Source organism: Lactobacillus sp., assembly GCF_051893255.1.
Classification (GTDB): Bacteria; Bacillota; Bacilli; order Lactobacillales; family Lactobacillaceae; genus Lactobacillus.
In genome coordinates, this window is sequence record NZ_JBJFHB010000026.1 from 1 (window position 1) to 21740 (window position 21740).

The following is a 21740-nucleotide window of genomic DNA, read 5'->3' on the forward strand; positions in this document are numbered from 1 at the left end:
TCACGCCGAAAGTAGTTGGTGGGAAACTGCCTGCGAGGATAGGAAGCTGCCGCGCCAAGGTAAGTCAGACCGGAAGGTCTGGCTTTTTTGTTTTGTCTGAGGTAGTGCGATGTATCGTGGGTGCGGCGGTGGTATTTTTGAACTGTGATGGATGGTGTGTTGCGCATTTTTTAGTAAACTAAGCGACTTTTGGTGTAGGTGATGCGCAAATTTTGGAAACTAAACGGATTTTGGCTGATTGCGTGCACATTTTTTGGTAAACTAGGCGGTATTTGGCAAGTTGCATGCGCAAATTTTGGAAACTAAACGGTATTTGTCTAGCTGCGTGCGCATTTTTTGGAAACTAGACGATATTTGGACATTCGGTTGCGCATTTTTTAGAAACTAGATTGATTTCGGCGGAGGCAAGGCGCAATTTTTTAGCAAACTAGAGCGATTTTGGTCAAAGTCAGGGGCGCTTTTTGGCAAACAAGAGCGATCTTGGCGGAAGTAGGTCGCACTTTTTAGCAAACTAAAGTGAGTAGGTGACGTCACTTGCTCAACTAGCTGTCCGTTTTTAATAATCAGCCTCAAAATTGACTCAACTGCTGAGGCTTTTTTAATAATCGGAAATTAGTTCACTCAACTACTAGCAGCATTTTAATAATTGAGCACCGGTCGTACTCAAGTACGGCCGACTTTTTAATCTTTAGGTTCAAAAATAACTCAACCGCGGTTCGGAATTTAATAATTGCTGCTCGGAATGAATTATGAGAAAGCGATAGCCAGTTGAGTAAATTTTAGGGGCGATTATGAGAAATTGGACCGTAGTTGATCACAATACGTGGTCTATTATGAGAAAAGCCCCTGAAGTTGAGTAAAGCCTTGTAGCGATAATGAGAAAGGTTTCGGTAGTCGAGTAAAAAGTTGCCGTAATTATTAAAAAGTTCGGTTCAGATGAGTCAAATTTGAAGCTGCACTCCCGAAAAATAAAAAAGTTGCGGAAAACCGCAACTTTCGCTTTAAATTGCTACTTGCATCAAAGAATCTACGTTAAGAAGGCGTCCTAAGCGTCTGCATCCCTCGTCGATTTCTGCTAAACTAGAACCTGTAAAGTTGACCCGGAGGCCGTTGACGTAGTCTCGGTCAGGGTAAAAGCTGGCAGATGGCACGTAAATCAGGTGCTCGTTGGGAATTGCTTCCTCAAGTAGGAGCTGACTGGTATTGGCGTCATCGCCCAGTTCAATCCAGAAGAAGAAGCCGCCCTCAGGGTGACTGATCTTGGCATCAGCCGGCAGATAAGCGTGAAGGGCTTGATCCATCTTATCCAGCTTTTGCCGGTAGATCTTTTTTAAGCCTTCAATATGAGCATCTAAGTCGTTATGAGCGATGTAGTTGTCTACGGTCGCAGATGGGATATATGGCACTTCCAGGTCTTCGGCAAGCTTCAGCTTGGTCAGTTCCGCCTTGATTTCAGGACTTGCCACCAGCCAGCCAAGGCGGTAGGCAGGTGACAGGATCTTGGAGAAGCTGGACAAGAAGATGACGCGGCCTTCGCTGTCAAAACTCTTGATGCTTGGCAGACTTTCCCCGTGATAGCGCAGGTCCCGGTAAGGCGTATCTTCCAGGATCACAAAGTTGTACTTGTTGGCCAGTTCTACCAGTCGCTTTCGCTTAGCTAAGGACATGGTAATGCCGGTCGGGTTGTGGAAGTCTGGCACCGTGTAAAAAAGCTTGATGTCCGGATTGGCCTTTAAGGTGTCTTCAAAATAGTCGAGGTTGACGCCATCGTCTTCCATGGGAATTTCGTAGTAGTCGGGCTCATAGACGTCAAAAGCGGCTAAGGCGCCCACGTAGCAAGGCACTTCGACAGCCATCTTGTCTCCAGCTTCAAGGAAAAGCTTTGCGACAAGTTCAATCCCTTGCTGGCCGCCGGCCGTCAGCATCACGTCCTCACTGGTCACGTTAGCGATGCCCATCTTCTTTTGAGCCCTGTCTGCTAAAAATTCCCGCAGCCTTTCTGGACCCTTGACGTCATGATATTGGAAAGAGTGTTCTTTTTCATTAATGATCGCTTCTTGGTAGGCGTTAACTAATTCACGAGCTGGGAAGGATTTTTCATCAGGGCAGCCGCCCCCAAAGGAAATGTTGTCTGGAAAATTAGTTTCTGGGAACAAACCTTGCAGGCGGGAAGGAATATTCTTGTTGATTCTCTTGGCAAATAAGTTTTCTAACATACTCGATAACTCCTAAATTGTGTTTTTTGAATTTGCTTTTTCAGTTGAGTATATTATAATTGCTTTTGAAAGATTAATAAAATTCAACTTATTTAATTTTAGATGAAATTATTTCATGTAAGGAGCAAAGATGCTGCCATTTCCATACTTGGTCTTCCGCACGGTCTTAGAGCAGGGGACCTTTTACAAGGCTTCGGTCGTCTTAAACGTGACCCCGTCCGCCATCAGCCACTCGGTCAATCAGTTGGAAAGCGAACTAGGCTTTCCGGTTTTTGTGCGGTCTCGGACCGGCGTTAAATTGACTCCAGATGGGCAAAAAATTCTGCCTTTGATCCAGGAAATCATCAATGACCAAAACCGGCTAGAGCAAGTAGCCCAGCAGATCCAGGGGCTAGATACTGGGCTAATCCGGATCGGGGCCTTTTCTTCAGCCTGCATCAACTGGCTGCCGCCGTTGATCCAGACTTTTGCCAAAAGTTACCCGCAGGTGAAGATTTCGGTGCGGCAAGCCGGCTTTAATGAAATTACTGAAGCCGTCAAGAGCGGGCAGCTGGACCTAGGCTTGACCATGCTGCCAGAAAACGATTTGGGGATTACCGTAGAAAAAATTCTGGAAGACGAAATTTACTGCATTGCGCCGATGAACTTTAAGGTCAAAAATGGCCACAGCGTCAGCGAAGAGGACCTGGTCAACTACAACTTTATCTTGCAGCAAAGCGACTATGACCTGGATACCAAGGCCGCTCTTGACCACTATTCCATCAAGTCAACCGCCATCCAGTTCTCAATTGACGACCAGTCAATCGTGGCCATGGTGGAAGCGGGTCTCGGCTTAGGGATTTTGCCTGCCTTGGCCTTGCAGAAAATGCAGGGCGAGGTGCAGATCCTGCCTTTTAGCACGCCTTTTTACCGGAAAATCGCTCTGGTGACTTCGAGTCAGCAGCGCCTGGCGCCATCAACGCGGCAGATGATCAAGAACGTCCATGAATTAATTCAGCAGCAATATCCCACTGGCCGCTTAACCATGGTCAAGGCTGATAAATAATCAGTTATTTTGTGCATATTGACTGAATAACTAATTAATTAAAGGGCTTAAAAGCTGTTGTCATAATCTCTTAACTATTGCTATAATAGATAGAGTAACAGTAAAAGAGACTACAAGGCGTTTTGTCACATTGGATGAGATTAATAGGAATTTTTGAAACAAAACTTGCATCAGCGATGGGGCAAGCAGACGCTGAGTAATTTTTATTCAGATATAAAGAAGGTATTTTATGAACGGTAAACAAATCGTAGCAGAAGCCTTGCAACCAGTTTTGCCTGACTGGGAAATGTCAGACATCGAAGTCAAGATTGAACGTCCTAAGGATGAAAAGCTGGGCGACTATGCTTTCCCAACTTTCACCTTGGCTAAGACCTTGCGTAAGGCGCCAAACCTGATTGCCAGCGAAATGGCAGAAAAGATTGACCCAAGCAAGTTCGAAAAGGTGCAAGCAGTTGGCCCTTACGTTAACTTCTTCTTGAACAAGAGCCAAGTTGGTGCCGAAATCTTGAAGGAAATCCTGTCAGATCCTGAAAATTACGGTGCTCGCAACATCGGCCAAGGCCGCAACGTTTCAACTGAATATTCTTCACCTAACATTGCCAAGCCAATGGGGATGGGCCACCTTCGCTCAACCATGATTGGGGAATCAATTGCGCGGATTTTGGCCAAGGAAGGCTTTAAGCCAATCAGAATTGACTACCTTGGTGACTGGGGCACCCAATTCGGGAAGATGATGGCTGCCTACAAGATGTGGGGCGACGATGCCGAAATCGAAAAGGACCCAATCAACACCTTATTGTCATACTATGTCCGCATCAACAAAGAAGCTGCTGACCACCCAGAATACGACGATGCTGGCCGTGAATGGTTCGCTAAACTGGAACGCGGCGATGAAGAAGCTAAGCGTCTTTGGACTTGGTTCAGAGAAGTTTCTCTTGAACGGTTCAAGCGGGTTTACAAGATGCTGGACGTTGACTTTGACTCCTACACCGGTGAAGCCTTCAGCGCAACCATGATGGACGAACCAGTGCGCATCTTGCGGGAAAAGAACCTGCTGGTAAAGAGCCAAGGTGCCGAAATCGTTGACCTGGACAAGTACAACCTGCCACCTTTGATGGTGATCAAGAGTAACGGTACTTCTACTTACATCACCCGTGACCTGGCCACTGCCATGTACCGGAAGAAGACCTACGACTTCTACAAGTCCATCTACGTGGTTGGTCAAGAACAAGAAGTTTACTTCCAACAATTGCGTGCCTGCTTGAAGGAAATGGGCTTTGACTGGGCTGACGACATTGTGCACATCTCCTTTGGCTTGATGAGCATCAACGGTCAAAAGATGTCAACCAGAAAGGGTAACGTCGTTGACCTGGAAGACGTTTTGAACCAATCAGTTGACCTTGCCCGTAAGCAAATCGCTGAAAAGAACGCAGGTCTTGCTAACGCTGACGAAGTTGCCAAGCAAGTTGGGATCGGTGCCGTTGTCTTCCACGACTTGAAGAACTACCGCCGCAACCCAATCGACTTCAACTTGGAAGAAGTCGTTAAGTTCGAAGGTGAAACTGGTCCTTACGTACAATACGCTCGTGCCCGCGGCGAAAGCCTCTTGAGAAAGAGCGGCATCAAGGGCTTTGACGATGTTGACTTGACCAAGATCGGTGAAGCTGAATGGGATCTGGTATCCTTCATGGGCCGCTACGCTGACGTTTTGCAAAAGGCTTTGGAAACTTACGACCCAAGTGCCGTTGCCAAGTTTGCCTTGGAACTGGCCAAGCGCTTCAACAAGTACTACGCTCACACCCGGATCTTGGTTGATGACGTTGATGAAGACGTCAAGAAGGCACGTTTGGCTGTTGTTAAGGCAGTCAGCGAAGTCATCAAGTCTGCTTTGGACCTTTTGGACGTGAAGGCTCCAGACGAAATGTAATTTTTTCGCATCTCAAATAAAAAAATGTCTTGAAATTGATTTCAAGGCATTTTTTATTTTTAAGCATAAATGGTCAAAAAATAATAATATTCTTAACCTGGTTAACCGCTTAATCCGCGTTTTATTAGGGATGCCAGCTGTGCATAAAATGAAGAGAGAATTATTTCGTAACGGCTTTCTTGAACTATCAAAATGCGCTAAAATTAATACTAGCTAATAATTTTTATCACCATTTTGAGGAGCAAATTCATGAACTATAAAGAGAGAAGACAATTAATTTACGAGCTGATTCAAACCAACAAGATTGAAACCCAGGAACAATTATTGCTGCTTTTGAAGACCCACGGGGCTACGGCCACCCAGGCCACCATTTCCCGGGACATTCATGCCTTGCATATCTCCAAGGTGCCAGATGATGATGGGCGCAGCTACTACGTGAAGGCCCCATCAGCTGCTGTCAACCGGGAAAGGCAGCTCCGGGAAGCTATTCGTGACCGGGTGGCCACGGTTACTGCCGTACAGTTTACGGTGGTCATTCAAACCAGCATGAAATTGACTTATGCCCCAATTTTGGCCGGGCTGATTGACGATATTGAAAATGACGATATTGCCGGCACCATTGCGGGGACGGATACGCTGTTGGTCATCATGAAGAATAATGAGGCTGCTCAAGAATTTGCCGACTGGGCAGATGCGATCGTGAAGGACCGCAAGGTATATTAATGGCCAGAATTGCAGTTTACTTGACTGGCGGCATCGCGGCCTATAAGGCAGTCAGCGTCGTGCGCGGCTTGCAAAAAGCTGGCCATGAAGTTCACGTGGCCATGACTAAAAATAGCGAGCAGTTTGTGGGGAAAGCTACTTTGGCCTCTTTAACCAAGCATCCTGTTTTAGACGATCTGTTTGCCAAAGAGGTGCAAGCTTCTGTGGCTCATATTGACCTGGCTGACTGGAGCGACCTAGCCCTGGTCGTGCCGGCCGATGCCAACATTATTGGCAAGATGGCTAACGGCATTGCCGATGATGCAGTCTCAACAACTTTACTTGCCAGTACTGGTCCCCGATTAATCGTCCCAGCCATGAATTCTCACATGTGGGCCAATCCCGCCGTTCAGCGCAACTTAGCCTATTTAACAGAGCAAGGCGATGAAATCTTAGAGCCGGCTACGGGTTACTTAGCCGAAGGCTACAGCGGCAAGGGGCGGATGCCAGAGCCAGAAGTCATTTTAGCCTGGGTTGACCAGCATTTTGACCGGCCGCTCTTGGGTAAAAAAATCATGATTACGGCCGGCGGCACCAAAGAAGCCATCGACCCGGTCCGCTACATTGGCAACCATTCTAGCGGCAAGATGGGCCTGGCCCTAGCTAAAAGGGCAGCCCAAATGGGAGCCCAGGTTGCCCTGGTTTATGGCAATATTTCGGTACCTGTGCCAAAGAATAGTCAGATTAGCCTTTACCCAGTAGGGGATGCTGCCGAAATGCTGGCCCAAGTGGAACGCCTTTTTCCAGACAGTGATGCCTTAATTATGGCGGCGGCCGTTGGCGACTGGCGGGTTAAGGAAAAGGCCGATCACAAGCTGAAAAAGCAGCCAGGCGTTGATGAGCTGACTTTGCATTTGGTCAAAAATCCTGATATCCTAAAAAACGTTGCTGCGCAAAAAGATCGGCAAGTGGTCATCGGCTTTGCGGCTGAAACCAATGACTTGCTAGCTAATGCTGAGCGCAAGTTAAGAGAAAAGGGCGCTGATTTCATCGTGGCTAATGACGTCAGCGGGGATGCTTTTGGAGGCGACTATGACCAGGTAACCATCCTAGAGAAGGAGCAAGATCCGGTTACCTGGCCGAGGATGACCAAGGACCAAGTAGCTAAGAAGTTACTGACGCTGTTGGCTAATCGCTTAGAAAAACCAGTACGAGAGTAAGAATGTAAAAGAGGCTTTTCCGCTACTAAAAGCCTCTTTATGCTATATTAAGTAAGGTGTATAAAAATGAATGGCAAAATTTTAATTGCCGGATTGTCGATCGACCAGCTGCCGGAGCTTGAAGCCAAGTTTGACTTGCTGTTTGCCCCGAAAAATGCCGATCTTGCCTGGTACCAGCAGGTCTTACCGGACATTGATGGGATGATCGCCGGCAAGGTGCAGGTTGGCCAGGAAATGATCGATGCCGCGCCCAAATTGAAGATTATTACCGCTTGCGGGGTCGGCTTTGACCACATTGATGTGGACTATGCCAGCTCGCAAGGCATCGTGGTCTCCAACTGTCCGGAAAGCGTCATGCAGCCAACAGCTGAGATGGCTTTTGCCTTGATCCTGGCCTTGAGCCGGAAACTGATCAAGTACGATGAAGGCATGCAACAAGGAGCGTTTCTTGATACTAGCCTGCCGGAAAACCAGGGGCAAAGCCTGGTGGGCAAGACCCTGGGCATTTTTGGCATGGGGCGGATTGGGCAGACCTTAGCTGGCTACGCCAAGTGTTTTGGGATGAACGTGCTCTACCATAACCGCCGCCGCCTGCCCCAAGAAACAGAGCGGGAGCTGGGCGCCAACTATGTACAATTGGCTGAGCTTTTAGCCCGGGCCGACTACTTAAGCTTAAACGCACCGGCGACGCCAGAAACCTATCACGTGATCGATGAGGCTGCGATCAGCATGATGCCGGATACCGCCTACTTGATCAATACGGCCCGGGGCAGCCTGGTGGATGAAGCGGCTCTATTGCGGGCCCTGAAAAATGGCCGCCTGGCCGGGGCCGGGCTAGACGTTTTTGCCAATGAGCCGGACTTTAACCAGGAATTTTGCCAGCTGGACAACGTTATTTTGACGCCGCATGCGGGGAGCGCCACGAAAGAAGCGCGGCGCAACGTGCTAAAAGAGGCCAGCTACAACTTGCTGTCATTCTTAGTCGACGGCCAGCCGGTCAACCGCGTAAATTAAGCAGATAAAGGGGGAGAGGACTTGCTTGATCCGCAGCAAGTATTGAAAAAGTATTTTGGCTATGACAGTTTTCGGCCAGGGCAAAGGGAGATTATTGAAAAAGTCTTTAAGGGCGAAAATGTCTTAGCCGTCATGCCGACGGGGGGCGGGAAGTCTTTATGCTACCAGATACCGGCCCTGATGATTCCAGGCACAACCGTGGTCATCTCGCCCCTGATCTCCCTGATGAAAGACCAAGTCGACAGCTTGAAGGAATATGGAATTCCAGCTGCAGCTCTTAATTCTTCGACTCCGCAAGAAGACGTGAACCCGATTTTAAGAGCCTGCTATGAGGGCCGGATCAAGCTGCTCTATGTGACTCCGGAGCGGATGGAAATGGACTACTTCCGCTACCAGCTGAACTTTTTGGAGGTCAATTTAGTTGCTATCGACGAAGCTCACTGCATTTCCCAGTGGGGGCACGACTTTCGGCCAGCTTACCGGCAGCTGAAGGCAGGGATTTCAGCGCTTCATACCCACCCCAACGTCTTAGCCCTTACGGCGACAGCCACCAAGGCGGTTCGGGAGGATATTGGCCAGCAGCTGGATATACCGGAAACAAACTTTGTCATCACCAGCTTTGAGCGGAAAAATCTCCACTTTAAGCTGGTCAATTCGCCGAAAAATACCCGGGCTTACATTGTCAATTATTTGCAAAAGCACCAAGGCGAAGCTGGTATCATCTATGCTAACACCCGGAAAAAGGTTGAGGGCTTGACCGAATTTTTGCAAAAGCAGGGCTTCAGCGTTAAAGGCTACCACGCCGGGATGAGCAATGAGGCTAGAGCCGCCGTCCAAGACGATTTCCTTTATGACCGCATCCCCTTGATAGTGGCCACGAACGCTTTTGGCATGGGGATCGACAAGAGCAACGTCCGCTTTGTCCTCCACGCCAATAGCGCCAAAAATCTTGAGGCCTACTACCAAGAAGCGGGTCGGGCTGGCCGAGACGGCTTAGAGAGCGAAGCCGTCATGCTTTATCATGCCAGCGACATGCGGCAGTTTCGCTGGTTTATCGATAATTCTGAAGCCGACGAGGCCTACCGCCAGGTCCAGTATCAAAAACTCCAGACCATCACCGACTATGCCAATACCGATGAATGCCTGCAGCAGTTTATCGTTCGCTACTTTGGCCAGGATTGCCCGCCTTGCGGAAAATGCAGCAACTGCCTGAGTCAAGGCGACTTGGTTGATGTGACTGACGAGTCTAAGCAGATCATTGGCATGGTCTATGACCTGGATGGCCGCTACGGGAAAAAGCTGGTTGCTCAAGCCGTTACTGGCTCCAAGGTGAAAAAACTGGAAGAAATTGGGGCACAAGACTGCGACCACTATGGCCGCTTGAAGGGGCACAAGCAAACGGATGTCTCCAACTTGATCGACTACCTGGTATCTAAAGGCTACCTGACCCTGGCTGGCGACCGCTATCCGGTAGTCCATGTGACCAACCGGGGGTGGGACGTTTTAGATGGCAAGGCTTTTGTCAAGCGAAGACAAGAAGCCGCCATCCAAGCTGCTACCCAGGAGACGGACAACCAAGACCTCTTTGAGGCTCTTAGGCAAAAACGGCGGGCACTGGCCCAGCAAAAGAACGTGCCGCCTTTTGTTATTTTCTCGGACCGGTCGTTGCGGGATATGGCCCGCCTAAAGCCGCAAACAGCGGAAGAATTTTTGGCCTGCTCCGGGGTCGGGGAGGCAAAGCTAGCCAACTATGGCCAGACCATGATGGCCGTGATCAAAAATTACGCTTAGAATTTGTAAAGAAAAAAGACAGGCAATGCCTGTCTTTTTCTATGCTGTGATTTGCTTTTTAGCCTAAAAGCTTGGCATTCTTGCACAAGCTGTCAAAGTGTTCCCAGAACTTGTCGTAGTTGGCGGAAGTTACCAAAGTCATTGGGCGGCCATTTTCCGTTTCAAAGAAGCGGCCAGCCCGGTGGCCATCGGTGTAAACGTCGGACTTAGCTTCGCGGCTAGTGACGATTTCTGGGTAAAGGGCGCTCATGGTGGTCAAAACGTCCCAGAGGTAGTAAGTGGAGTCAACTTCAAAGGAGTTGACCAAGGAGTAGAGGTAGCCAACAAATTCAAAGGCTGGGTACTTGCGGTTTTGGTTAAAGTGCTGGCGCATTTCGTCGGTAAGTGGCAATTCTTCCGTTGATTCCAGACCCACTTGCTGGATCTTTAGCTTAGAGTCCCAAACCGTCTTGCAGGCTTCTGGGTCCCACCAGGCGTTCCATTCTTGGGTGTCGTCTGAAACTGGGGTAAAGACGTTGCCGTGACCGTTAAGAGAGCCGCCCATCCAGTAGAGTTCTTCGACCTTGTCTTGGATGCTTGGGTCGATTTCTAGAGCCCGAGCCAAGTCGGTCAAAGGACCGGTGAAGACCAAGGTAACCGGGCCGTCAGCTTCGTGGATCTTGTCGATCATGTCCAGGTGGGCTGGCTTTTTAGCGATTGGAGTCTTAACCACGCCCGTTTCGTTTAAGATTGGGAAGTGGTCAACGGAAAAAGAAGATACCCGCCAAGCTTCCGGGAATTGGTTGATGGGACGGGAGTTGGACCGGGCTACTTCCAGCTTGTCGCCTCTTTGGTTGAAGCGGTCGATGATCTTGCGGGATGCAGAAACGCCGGGTTCAACATAGCCGTCTGCGTCAGTGACCCCAACGCCGATCAGCTTGATGTCTGGAGCCAGCAGCATCAACAAAAGAGAAGTAAAGTCATCCATGTTGGAGTCATGGTTTAAGTAAAAATTCTTCATGTTCTTTCTTGCCTTCCTATGAATCAAATCTGTTTTACTAAGATCATTATACGGGAAAAAGCCTTTTAGTTCGAGATCATCCAAGAAAAAACTGCTCCGAAGGGCAGTAAAAACGAATTTTTGTTTTTTTGCTTTTTCTAGCTATTGCTTGTCGTTTAATTGGCTGTGCCAGTAGCCGTAGCTGAAGTAGATGGCAATCCCGATCAAGAACCAGATGCCGGCTACCAGCCACATTTCTCCTGATAAGCGGGTGAGCATGAAGACGGCAGCCAGGCCAGACAAGATCGGAATGAATGGGAAGAGCGGCACCTTGTAGCCTTCATTGACCAAGTCAGTCCGCTTTCTCAAAGGAATCACCCCAAAGGAGACAAAGGCAAAGGCTAGTAGCGTTCCGAAGTTGACCAGGTTGGCCAATTGGTTGACCGAGAAGACCCCGCCGGCTAAGGCGATGATGATTCCGACCAGCCACAGGGCTCCTTGAGGGGAGTTGTGCTTTTCGTCTAATTTGGCCAAAAAGTGAGGCAAAAGGCCATCGCGGGCCATAGCGTAAACCAGACGGGAGCTAGAGTAAATCATGGTCATCATCATGGTCGCCATGCCTAGCAGGATCCCTAAGGACAAAAGCTGTGCCAGCCAGGATTGGTGGACCTGCACTAAAGCGTAAGCAACTGGGTTGGCTACGTTCAGCTTGGTGTACTTGACCATGCCAGTTAAGACGAGGGAAACCAGGATGTACAAGACGGTCACGATGGACAAGGTCCCGATGATCCCCTTCGGCATGTTCTTTTGGGGATTTTTAACCTCGGCAGCTGAAGCAGAAACGACGTCAAAGCCCAGATAGGCGAAGAAGACGGTGGTTGCCCCCTTCAAGACGCCTGAGAACTTATATGGCAAAAATGGGTGGTAGTTGGCCGGTTTGATGAAGAAGAGGCCAACGGCGATAAATAAGAGAACGATGGCAATCTTAATAAAAACGGCAACGTTGTTGATCTTGACCGATGTCCGCAGGCCGCGTGAGAGCAAGACGCAGACCAGCAAAATCGCCGTGATTGCTACAATGTCAAAGTAAACGCCGTGCTTGATGTCCATGGGACCAGAGATGGCCTTAGGCAAGGCCAGGTTAAAGGACTTTAAAAATGACTGCAGGTAGCTGGAAAAGCCCGCTGCACCGGCGGCTACAGCCAGCATGTATTCCAGGACCAGGGCCCAGCCTAATACCCAGCCAACGACTTCCCCATAAACAATGTTGCCGTAAGAATAGGCCGACCCAGCGACAGGGATCGCTGAGGCAAATTCAGCGTAGCACATGGCAGACAAAATACAGACGACGGCCGCAACCAAGAAGGAGAGGGAAATCCCCGGTCCAGCTTCTGTAGCAGCGACCGTTCCCGGCAAAATAAAGATCCCCGTGCCGATCACGGCCCCAATGCCCAAGGCAATCAGGTCTTTGGCGGTTAAGGAACGCTCGAAGTGCTTGTCTTCTAAGAGCAAGTTATCCGCATGTTCCTTGCGAAAAATGTTCATCGACATAACTATATTTTCCTTTTCTAATCCATTTTTTAAAACTTATCTAATAATTGTACTATGCTGGATCAGCATTAGGCAATGCGAAAAAACATTTTATTAAAGAATTCTGTTAAGTAAAGCGGAAAAGTGTAAAAGGGGCGTCATTCATGATAAAATTTTTCCGGTACTATAGAAAGGTGGTCAGGAAGTGGCAAACCAACTGATTGAGCAAAAATTGAAACTTCTGCCAGAGAAGCCAGGCTGCTATTTGATGAAAGACGTCAATGGCCAGGTGATCTATGTCGGCAAGTCCAAGAACCTGAAAAACCGCGTGCGCTCCTATTTTAAGAGCAAGCAAGAGGGCAGACGGGCGGAACTGGTCCGCAATATTGCCGACTATGACATCATCGTGGTAGATTCAGATAAAGAGTCTTTTTTGCTGGAAATCACCTTAATCAAGAAATACCAGCCATATTACAATGTGGCGCTAAAGTCCGGCACGGGCTACCCTTATATCGAAATCACCAATGAGCGCAATCCGCAAACCCGCTTGACCTCGATCGTCTATAAAGACAAGGGCTACTACTTTGGCCCTTATCCCAACGTGTATGCCGCGCAAGCGACCTTAAAGTTTATCCAAAAAGTTTTTCCCTTGCGCCGCTGCACCGGCTATACCGGCCGGCCCTGTCTTTACTACCACATGGGGCAATGCTTAGGGGCCTGCTTTAAGGAAGTGCCTAAAGAAGAATACGACGAGCAGATCAAGAAAATTAAGCGCTTTTTAAACGGGGACATCCAAGAGGTTAAAAAAGACCTGACCCAAAAGATGACCGAGGCGGCCAGCCAGATGGAATTTGAGCGGGCAGCGGAACTGCGCGACCAGCTCAAGTACATCGAGGAAACGGTGGAAAAACAGAAAATCATTTCTAACGACCACACCCAAAGAGACATCTTTAATTATTACGTGGACCACTCCTGGATCTCAATCCAGGTCTTCTTCTTGAGACAGGCCAAGCTCTTAAGACGGGAATCCTACATGTTTCCTTTGACGGACGTGACTGACCCAGAAGACGAAATGATGTCCTTTATTGCCCAGTTTTATAACCAAAGGAACCGGGTCAAGCCGCGGGAAGTCTTGGTGCCGAAAGATTTAGATCCAGACACCTTGTCAGAAGCCATCGGCATCCCGGTCCGGGTGCCGCAAAGAGGGCAAAAGGCCTCTTTATTAAAGATGGCCAAGGAAAATGCCAAGCTAAAGCTGGATGACAAGTTCCGACTTTTGGAACTCACCGACCGCAAGACCAAGGGGGCCCAGGCTGAAATCTTTAAGGCTTTGGGCTTGCCTTATGGCTCTTACATTGAAAGTTTTGACCACTCCCATATCCAAGGAGCAGATCCGGTGTCAGCCCTGGTCGTCTTTAAAGACGGGGTGCCCTTTAAAACGGGCTACCGCAAGTACAAATTAAAAGGCGAAGTCGAGCACCAAAACGCGGCTGATGAAGTCGGCAACACTAGAGAAGTCGTCCGCCGCCGCTATACGCGCCTTTTAAAAGAACACCAGCGCCTGCCAGACCTAATCCTGATGGATGGGGGGCAGATCCAGGTGGAAGCCTGCGAAGACGTCTTAAGAAACGAATTGAATTTGGATATTCCGGTAGCCGGCATGGTCAAAGACGACAAGCACCGGACCAACCACCTCCTTTACGGGGATCCTTTTAGAGGGGAAGAATTCCGCTTGATCCCGATCGATCCAAAGTCTGAAGGCTTTTACCTGATGACCCGGATTCAAGATGAGGTCCACCGCTTTGCCATCACCTTCCACCGGCAAACCCATGCTAAAAATGCCCTGACCAGTCGCCTTGATTCGATCAAGGGGATTGGACCTAAGACTAGAACCAAGCTGCTCAGAGAATTTGGTTCCCTGAAAAAGATCAAAGAAGCGTCAATCGATGATCTGCGAAAAGCCGGGTTAACTCTTCCTCAAGCGCAAGCAGTTAAACTTTCTCTGTAATTTGCCTTTAGTAATGGGCAAAAATAGCCTATAATAAAGAGTTAACTACTACGATTCTAAACAGAAATAGACAGAAATTAAGTTAAAGAAAGAAAAGGTAAAAATAAAGAATGCCAACACCTTCAACATTCGTTGATCAAACAAAGATCGAAGTCCAAGCCGGTAAGGGCGGGGACGGTATGGTGGCTTTCCGCCACGAAAAGTACGTGCCAAATGGTGGCCCAGCCGGCGGCGATGGCGGCCGCGGCGGGTCCATTATTTTTGTGGCCGACAATGGCTTAAGAACCCTGATGGACTTCCGCTACCGGCGCAAGTTCAAGGCTGATCCCGGTGAAAACGGCCGGATCAAGTCTCAATACGGCCGGGCAGCCAAAGACCTCTACTTAAAGGTGCCAGTAGGGACCACGGTTTACGACTTTTACACCGGTGAAGAAATCGGCGACTTGACCGAAAACGGGCAAGAATTAGTCGTTGCTAAGGGCGGCCGGGGTGGCCGGGGCAACATCCACTTTGCGACTAGCGTCAACACCGCGCCAGAAATCGCTGAAAACGGGGAACCAGGCGAGTTCCGGACCCTGCGTCTTGAATTAAAGGTTTTAGCCGATGTTGGTTTGGTTGGCTACCCATCCGTTGGGAAGTCAACCTTACTGTCGGTTGTAACTAAGGCTAAGCCAAAGATTGCCGCCTACCAGTTTACGACCTTGAAGCCTAACCTGGGCATGGTGGTTTTGCCAGATGGCCGGGACTTCTCCATGGCCGACTTGCCAGGGCTGATTAAAGGCGCCAGCCAAGGCGTAGGTCTGGGGATTCAGTTCCTGCGCCACGTTGAAAGAACCAAGGTTATCTTGCACATGGTGTCCATGGATCCGAATAACGGCCGGGATGCATACGATGACTACGAAACCATCTTGCACGAACTAGCTTCTTATACAGAAGACGACCTCTCCAGCAAGCGGGAATTAATCGTCGCCAGCCAAATGGATATTCCAGGCGCCGATGAAAAATTGGCTCAGTTTAAGCAAGACCTGGCAGATCACGGCATTGATCAGCCAGTATACGAACTCTCCAGTATCACCCACCAAGGGGTTGACAAGTTGATGAGCGACGCCGCTAACCTGGTCAGTGAGGTTGAAGCTGAACAAGCCGCTGCCAAGGCCAAGGCCGCTGCTGAAGCTCCAGCTGAAAGCAAGACCTACAAGTACCGTCGTCCTGAAAAGATGGAATTCACGGTTGAAAAGATTGGTGACCACGAATTTGAAATTCACGGCGAAAAGTTGGAACGCCTGGTTGCCATGACCAACATGGACCACCAAGATGGGATTATGCGTTTAGCCCGTAAGCTGAAGAAGCTGGGCGTTGACGATGAGCTGCGGGCCCAAGGGGCCGAAGACGGTGATGACGTCTACATCGGCAACTTTAGTTTTGAATTTGTACAATAAGGGTATAACAGATAAAGAATCGATCTTTGCAAATCGTAATCTTGTAATATGGAGTAAACAATGAAAAAAAGATACATTACGGGTTATTCTGGCCTAAGAGCATTGGCGGTGATCGGAGTTATCCTCTATCACTTGGACCCGAACCATTTTGGAGGTGGTTATCTTGGCGTGCCAATCTTCTTGGTCTTGACTGGCTACTTGGTCACTGACCAGATTATGGCGGCCCACCGGCGCTTTGGCTTTTTTGACGTCAGGGCCTTTTACCAAAGGCGGTTTAAGCGGCTGTACCCGCCGCTGATTGCCATGCTGTGGGTGACGTCAGCCTATATTATTCTTTTTCAAAGGAATTTGCTGAACAAGCTCTACCAGATCGTCTTGACCAACCTGCTGGGCGTATATAATTGGTGGCAGATTTTTAACGGGCAGAGCTACTTTGAGCGCTTTGCCAACAACGAATCGCCCTTTATTCACCTGTGGACCATGTCCATTGACTGGCAGTTTTACCTGCTGTGGCCAATTATCATGGCGGTCTTGGTTAAACTGGTTAAGAAAAAGCGCAATATCTTTTGGGCATTAGTTGCCTTGTCCCTGATTTCGGCGGTCGAAATGGCTATTCTCTTTAAACCGGGGCAAGACACCAGCCGGATTTATTACGGAACGGATACCCGCTTTTACTCCCTAGGCTTAGGGGCAGCCTTGGCACTGCTTTGGCCTTATGAAGAACTGGACAATCGCTTCACCCAAAGCGATGCCCGCATCCTCAACTGGACCGGTTTAGCAGCCTTTTTAGGCATGATAGCCTTGCTCTTTACCCCTTTGATGGATGCCCAAACAGCCTTTCCTTACTACGGGGGGATGTTCCTCTTTAGCCTGTTAGTCACCATCTTGGCGGCGGTCATAGCCGCGCCAGTTGGCATCTGGAACCAGTTTTTGACCAATCCGGTCTTTGACTGGCTGGGGTCAAGAAGCTATGAAATCTACCTCTACCAGTTCCCGGTCATGATCTTCTTCGAAAGCCGGGTCAGTGACCTGGCAGACCACGTGGCCTGGTACCGGGTGCTGGAAGTGGCCTTGATTTTGCTGATTAGCGAAATCGCTTACCGCTTAATCGAAAAGCCGCGCTTTGATCCGGTGGAAGTTATCAATAGCTTAAAGCAACTTTTCCGCCGGCCTCGCTACTTGTCTAAATCCTGGCTGAAAACAGCCGCCTTTTTCCTGATCTTTTTGATCGGGACCTGCGGAATTGCGGTTTCACCTTTAGCCAAGGCTGACGACAAGGACAGCGCCTTGATCAAGACGATCGACAACAACTCAAAACAGCAGGCGGAAATGAACAAGCGGGCTTTAGAGTCCATCAAGCAGTCAGCTAAGTCGACTTCAAGCTTAAAAGCTAAGTCCAAGTCCAGTTCAAGTTCGAAGGCGAAAAAGGCGTCTGCATCTAGTTCTAAGACCAAGCAAAAGCAGAAAGTCAGCGGCAAGAAGGTCAACCAGGAATTTGAAAAGTACGGCATCAGCCAAGCCCAGCTGCAGGCTGCGCAAAAATTGCAAGTTACGGCAATTGGGGACTCGGTCATGGCATCTTCAAGCGACTTGCTCCACAAGCTGATGCCAAATTCTATCGTGGATGCTGCCGTGTCTCGCCAAGGCGACGTTGGGGTTTCTTTGATCAATTCCTACCTGCAAAAAGGACAGCTGCAGGAAAACGTCTTGATTGGTTTGGGCACAAACGGCCCAATTAGCGACTCTGACATGCAGCAGATCTTGAATTTGGTGGGACCAAAGAGACAGATCTACTGGATCAATGTGGTTGTGCCAACCAGGTCATGGCAAAACCAGGTCAACCAGCAGCTGGCTGGTGTTGCCAAAAAGCACAAGAACTTCCACGTGATTGACTGGTATGGCTATGCCCACAGTCACTCCAGCTGGTTTTATGATGACCAGACCCACCCGAATAATGTGGGACAGATGTATTACAGCAGCTATGTAGTCAAGGAAATGTTGAGTAAAGGTGAGTAAGCGAAATTATAGGATTTTTAGAAAATAGGTAATCAATGGAACTGGAATTTCTCGGAACGTGTTCAGGCCAGCCGTCAAAATTGCGGAATGTGTCGGGTCTAGCCTTAAAATTATTGGATGAATTAAACGAAATTTGGCTCTTTGACTGCGGGGAAGCCACCCAGCACCAAATCCTGCAGACCAATATTCGTTTAAGAAAGGTTACCAAGATCTTCATCTCCCATAACCACGGCGACCACATCTTTGGCTTGCCAGGTCTCTTAGCCACCCGGTCTTTCCAAGGGGACGTTGGCCCCTTGACCATTTACGGACCACCAGGCCTTGACCAATTCGTCAAGACCTCTCTCCGGATTTCAAAGACGAAATTGTCTTACCCCATCAAGTTCGTCAACTTGGAAAAGGCGGGCAAGATCGTCGATGAGAAGGGCTTTAAGGTTTATACCGAAAAATTGGACCACCGGATTGACAGTTGGGGCTTCCGGGTGGTGGAAGGCGATAAGGCCGGGGAACTTTTAATGGACAAATTGGCACAATATCATGTGCCAAATGGGCCACTCCTTGGTAAACTAAAGAGGGGAGAGCAGGTTGCCTTGGCAGATGGTACGGTATTAGATGGCCATGACTTTTTAGGTCCTGCCAAAAAGGGCCGGGTAGTCACGATCATCTACGATACCCGGTCCACGCCGGCAATTGGCCGCTTAGCCGACCATGCCGACGTCTTGGTTCATGAGGCCACTTTTGACGCTAGCGAAAGCAAGCTGGCTAAAGAGTACTACCATTCAACCTGCACCCAGGCTGCAGAAACGGCTAAAGCCGCCCAGGTCGGGCACTTGTACCTGACTCACGTTTCGGCGCGCTACGTCGGGCCTTTAGCCAGCCAAATGGTCAAGCAGGCTAGGAAGATTTTCCCAGAAACGACTCTGGCCAAAGATCTGGATTGTTTTGTCATTCCGATGAAAGGTGAAAAAAATGAGTGATTCATTACGCAATAAAGTTGTAGTTGTTACCGGTGCTTCTAGCGGCATTGGCCGCGCCATTGTCATGGAAAGCGCAAGCCGGGGGGCAACGGTGGTCTTAATGGCTAGAAGCCTGGACAAGCTGGAAGAAATCGCTGCTGAAGCCCAAGAATTGTCTGGCTCAGCCGCTTTTGCCATTAAGGTGGACCTGGGCGTCGCCAGTGAAATCGAAGAGGCTTTTAAAGAAGTGACCAGCAAGGTCAGCCACATTGACTACTTGGTCAACGCTGCTGGCTTTGGCAAGTTCGAATACTTCATGGATGCGCCAATGCAAGACGCTACTAGCATGTTCCAAGTGGACGTTTTGGGCCTGATGTACATGACCCGCCTCTTTGGCCGGGTGATGATGGACCAAAGAAGCGGCCAAATCATCAACTTTGCCTCCATGGCCGGCAAGGTGCCAACCACCAAATCCGCTGCTTATAGCGCCGCCAAGGCAGCCGTAATTCAATTTTCTAACGTTTTGCGGTTGGAATTAAAGCAATTTGGTGTTAAAGTAATGACAGTAAACCCTGGCCCTGTCTACACCAACTTCTTCAACATCGCCGACGAAACGGGCGACTATGTGAAGAACGTCCAGGCCTTCATGCTTGACCCGGATGACGTTGCTTGGGAAGTAGTCCACTACTTTGGCTCTGCCAAGCGCGAATTGAACCTGCCAGTCAGTCTGGCGGTTTTGGCCAAGCTTTACAACCTGTTTCCAACGATTGGAGACTACTTATCATTAGAATTTGCTTCTCGCAAATAAATAAAATCATCTTTTTCTTGATTTATTTGCCAAGCAATAGTATTATTTAATTACTTGAGTATTTTGGTCCCAGACCAAATGCTGCGATACTACAATAAAGGAGATCAGTTATAAATGGCAGTTCCTGCAAGACATACTTCTAAGCAAAAGAAACGTTCACGTCGCGCTCACTTGAAGCTCAGCGTACCAGCTATGCACTACGACGCTACTACTGGTGAATACCGCTTGAGCCACCGTGTATCCCCAAAGGGTTACTACAAGGGTCGTCAAGTAGTAAGCGAAAACACCGCTAGCGATAACGACTAATTAAAAGACACCTGTTTCATGGTGTCTTTTTTTCATGCAAAAATTTGCCTAGTGGGCGAAGAAAAAAGAGAGAAAAAAGCAAAAAAACAAAAAACGCAAGAGAAAAAGAGAAATCAAAAGAAATGAAGTTAGTTTTTTTACATTCTAGCGATACGCATGGCTACTTATTGCCAACTGATTACCAAAATGATGGCGAATATAACGCGCCTTTCGGTCTCAGCCGGGTGGCCAGCGCCATCAAGGCTGAAAAGGCCAAATGGGGCGCTGAGCACGTGGTAGTCACTGATGCCGGTGATTGCCTTCAAGGCTCGCCTTTAGCCGCTTATGCCCACGGCAGCGGCGATTTAAAGAACCTTGACCGCTTTACTGCGGCCTACAATGCTGTTGGCTACGATGTCCGCTGCCTAGGCAACCACGACTTCAACTTTGGTCAAAGCTACATGGCCAATTACGTGGACAACAACAAGGCGCCATTTGTCAACTGCAATATTTTAGCCGCTGAAACCCACATGCCAGCTCTTGGCAGGGAATACGTCATTTTAAAAAGAAGCGGCGTGAAGATCGGCGTAATCGGCATTACCACCCAGTACATCCCGCACTGGGAAGCAGCAGACCGGATCAAGGGTCTGGAATTTAAGTCAGCCTTTGACCAGGTGGCCAAGCTGGCGAAAAAGCTGAAGCCGCAAGTCGATGTCTTGGTCGTCCTCTACCATGGCGGCTTTGAAAGCGACATTGAAGATGGTCACGCTACTGAGCCTCATAACGGCGAAAACGAAGGCTACCGGATCTTTACCGAGATTCCGGAAGTCGACGTGATGCTAACCGGCCACCAGCACCGGCGCTTAAACGTCATCAAAGATGGCAAGCCGTGCGTGCAGCCAGGCTACCGGGGTGAAGCCATTGCCGAAGTCGTTTTGGACTTAGACCAGACCGAAGACGGCTACAAGGTAGTTAATGCTGAGAGCAAGCTGATCGACACTAAGGACTATGATTCTGACCCAGAATTGACCGAAATCGTGAAGCCGCTGGACCAAGCCACCCAAAAGTGGCTGGACCAGCCAATCGCTCACCTGGATGAGCCAGCCCCAATCGAAGATGCCAACAAGGGGAGAATTGAAGGAGCGCCGTTTATCAACCTCCTCCAGCAGATGCAGCTTTACTTCACCGGGGCTGACTTGTCAGCGACTGCGGTCATGAACGACGTGGCCAAGGGCTTTGGCAAGACGGTCACGATGCGGGACATCCTGCTCAACTACCCGTACGCCAACCAATTGGTCAAGGTGCGCTTGACCGGTAAAGAGCTACGCCATATCGTCGAACACACGGCAACTTTTTTACGGAAAGACGCAGATGGGTCCATCCACTTTATCGACCGCTACTTAAAGCCAAAGCCGGAGCTCTACCACTTTGACGTCTTTTACCCGCTGGAATATGAGGCAGACCTGTCTAAGCCGGCTGGTCACCGCTTGACCAAGCTGAAGTTGCACGGCGAAGACATCAAGGATGACCAGGTCTACCACTTGGCCGTCAACAATTACCGGGCTAACGGCGGCGGTTTTTACCCAGAATACAGCCTGGACAAGATCGAGATGTCCCTAGACAAGGACTACGTGCAAATGTTCAGCGAATATCTGACGGAAGCCGACGTTCACGTAGATACTAAGAAGTACTACCGTTTTTACTAATTTCCTAATGTAAAAAAGTAGCAAAAGCAAAAGAAGGCCATTGGGCCTTCTTTTTTGCATCTTTAGTGAAATTAGCCCTTTTAGAAAAATGTTATACT

General features: G+C 49.1%; 16 protein-coding genes. 13 read left to right on the forward strand and 3 right to left on the reverse strand.

The annotated features are described in order from the left end of the window. Nucleotides 1-1001 precede the first annotated feature (1001 nt). On the reverse strand, nucleotides 1002-2216 hold the full coding sequence (locus tag ACI4WN_RS02330; RefSeq protein WP_439776806.1) for a PLP-dependent aminotransferase family protein: 1215 nt from the start codon (nucleotides 2214-2216) through the stop codon (nucleotides 1002-1004). A gap of 130 nt (nucleotides 2217-2346) precedes the next feature. Between ACI4WN_RS02330 and ACI4WN_RS02335 the strand changes: the two genes are divergently transcribed. The 6 genes from ACI4WN_RS02335 to recQ all read left to right on the forward strand — a co-directional run bounded on the left by ACI4WN_RS02335 (nucleotide 2347) and on the right by recQ (nucleotide 9915). Beyond that, complete coding sequence (locus tag ACI4WN_RS02335; protein WP_439776807.1) at nucleotides 2347-3261, forward strand: LysR family transcriptional regulator; 915 nt, start codon at nucleotides 2347-2349, stop codon at nucleotides 3259-3261. 229 nt (nucleotides 3262-3490) lie between these two features. Then, complete coding sequence (gene argS / locus ACI4WN_RS02340) at nucleotides 3491-5188, forward strand: arginine--tRNA ligase (RefSeq protein WP_439776808.1); 1698 nt, start codon at nucleotides 3491-3493, stop codon at nucleotides 5186-5188. A gap of 249 nt (nucleotides 5189-5437) precedes the next feature. Continuing rightward, complete coding sequence (locus ACI4WN_RS02345) at nucleotides 5438-5911, forward strand: arginine repressor (RefSeq protein ID WP_439776809.1); 474 nt, start codon at nucleotides 5438-5440, stop codon at nucleotides 5909-5911. Then, the gene (coaBC, locus tag ACI4WN_RS02350; protein ID WP_439776810.1) at nucleotides 5911-7110 is read left to right on the forward strand and encodes a bifunctional phosphopantothenoylcysteine decarboxylase/phosphopantothenate--cysteine ligase CoaBC; all 1200 of its coding nucleotides are present in this window, start codon (nucleotides 5911-5913) and stop codon (nucleotides 7108-7110) included. Before ACI4WN_RS02345 ends, coaBC begins: the two co-directional genes overlap by 1 nt. A gap of 66 nt (nucleotides 7111-7176) precedes the next feature. Next, nucleotides 7177-8124 carry an NAD(P)-dependent oxidoreductase gene (locus ACI4WN_RS02355; RefSeq protein WP_009557667.1) on the forward strand — a complete coding sequence of 316 codons (948 nt, stop codon included), beginning with the start codon at nucleotides 7177-7179 and terminating at the stop codon, nucleotides 8122-8124. A gap of 21 nt (nucleotides 8125-8145) precedes the next feature. Beyond that, nucleotides 8146-9915 carry a DNA helicase RecQ gene (gene recQ / locus ACI4WN_RS02360; protein ID WP_439776811.1) on the forward strand — a complete coding sequence of 590 codons (1770 nt, stop codon included), beginning with the start codon at nucleotides 8146-8148 and terminating at the stop codon, nucleotides 9913-9915. A gap of 58 nt (nucleotides 9916-9973) precedes the next feature. On the opposite strand, the gene ACI4WN_RS02365 is transcribed toward recQ, so the two are convergent. Beyond that, nucleotides 9974-10915, reverse strand: coding sequence for a nucleoside hydrolase (locus ACI4WN_RS02365; RefSeq protein ID WP_439776812.1), 942 nt, complete (start codon nucleotides 10913-10915; stop codon nucleotides 9974-9976). 141 nt (nucleotides 10916-11056) lie between these two features. Beyond that, entirely contained in the window at nucleotides 11057-12445 is a 1389-nt protein-coding gene (locus ACI4WN_RS02370; RefSeq protein ID WP_439776813.1) for an APC family permease, read from the reverse strand. A 184-nt stretch (nucleotides 12446-12629) separates the two neighbouring features. Between ACI4WN_RS02370 and uvrC the strand changes: the two genes are divergently transcribed. The 7 genes from uvrC (at nucleotide 12630) to ACI4WN_RS02405 (ending at nucleotide 21642) form a co-directional block, all read left to right on the forward strand. Further along, the gene (gene uvrC, locus ACI4WN_RS02375) at nucleotides 12630-14432 is read left to right on the forward strand and encodes an excinuclease ABC subunit UvrC (RefSeq protein WP_439776814.1); all 1803 of its coding nucleotides are present in this window, start codon (nucleotides 12630-12632) and stop codon (nucleotides 14430-14432) included. 110 nt (nucleotides 14433-14542) lie between these two features. Then, nucleotides 14543-15871: a GTPase ObgE gene (obgE, locus tag ACI4WN_RS02380; RefSeq protein WP_154487077.1), complete on the forward strand. Its 1329-nt coding sequence runs from the start codon at nucleotides 14543-14545 to the stop codon at nucleotides 15869-15871. A 60-nt stretch (nucleotides 15872-15931) separates the two neighbouring features. Next, nucleotides 15932-17887 (forward strand): acyltransferase family protein, encoded by a 1956-nt coding sequence (locus tag ACI4WN_RS02385; protein ID WP_439776815.1) that lies wholly within the window; start codon nucleotides 15932-15934, stop codon nucleotides 17885-17887. Between the two features lie 35 nt (nucleotides 17888-17922). Next, entirely contained in the window at nucleotides 17923-18864 is a 942-nt protein-coding gene (gene rnz, locus ACI4WN_RS02390) for a ribonuclease Z (protein ID WP_439776816.1), read from the forward strand. Further along, the gene (locus ACI4WN_RS02395) at nucleotides 18857-19651 is read left to right on the forward strand and encodes an SDR family NAD(P)-dependent oxidoreductase (RefSeq protein WP_439776817.1); all 795 of its coding nucleotides are present in this window, start codon (nucleotides 18857-18859) and stop codon (nucleotides 19649-19651) included. The genes rnz and ACI4WN_RS02395 overlap by 8 nt, the downstream gene beginning before the upstream one ends. A 114-nt stretch (nucleotides 19652-19765) precedes the next feature. Next, nucleotides 19766-19957: a 50S ribosomal protein L32 gene (rpmF, locus tag ACI4WN_RS02400; RefSeq protein ID WP_008461345.1), complete on the forward strand. Its 192-nt coding sequence runs from the start codon at nucleotides 19766-19768 to the stop codon at nucleotides 19955-19957. A 122-nt stretch (nucleotides 19958-20079) separates the two neighbouring features. After that, nucleotides 20080-21642: a bifunctional metallophosphatase/5'-nucleotidase gene (locus ACI4WN_RS02405; protein ID WP_439776818.1), complete on the forward strand. Its 1563-nt coding sequence runs from the start codon at nucleotides 20080-20082 to the stop codon at nucleotides 21640-21642. Nucleotides 21643-21740 lie beyond the last annotated feature (98 nt).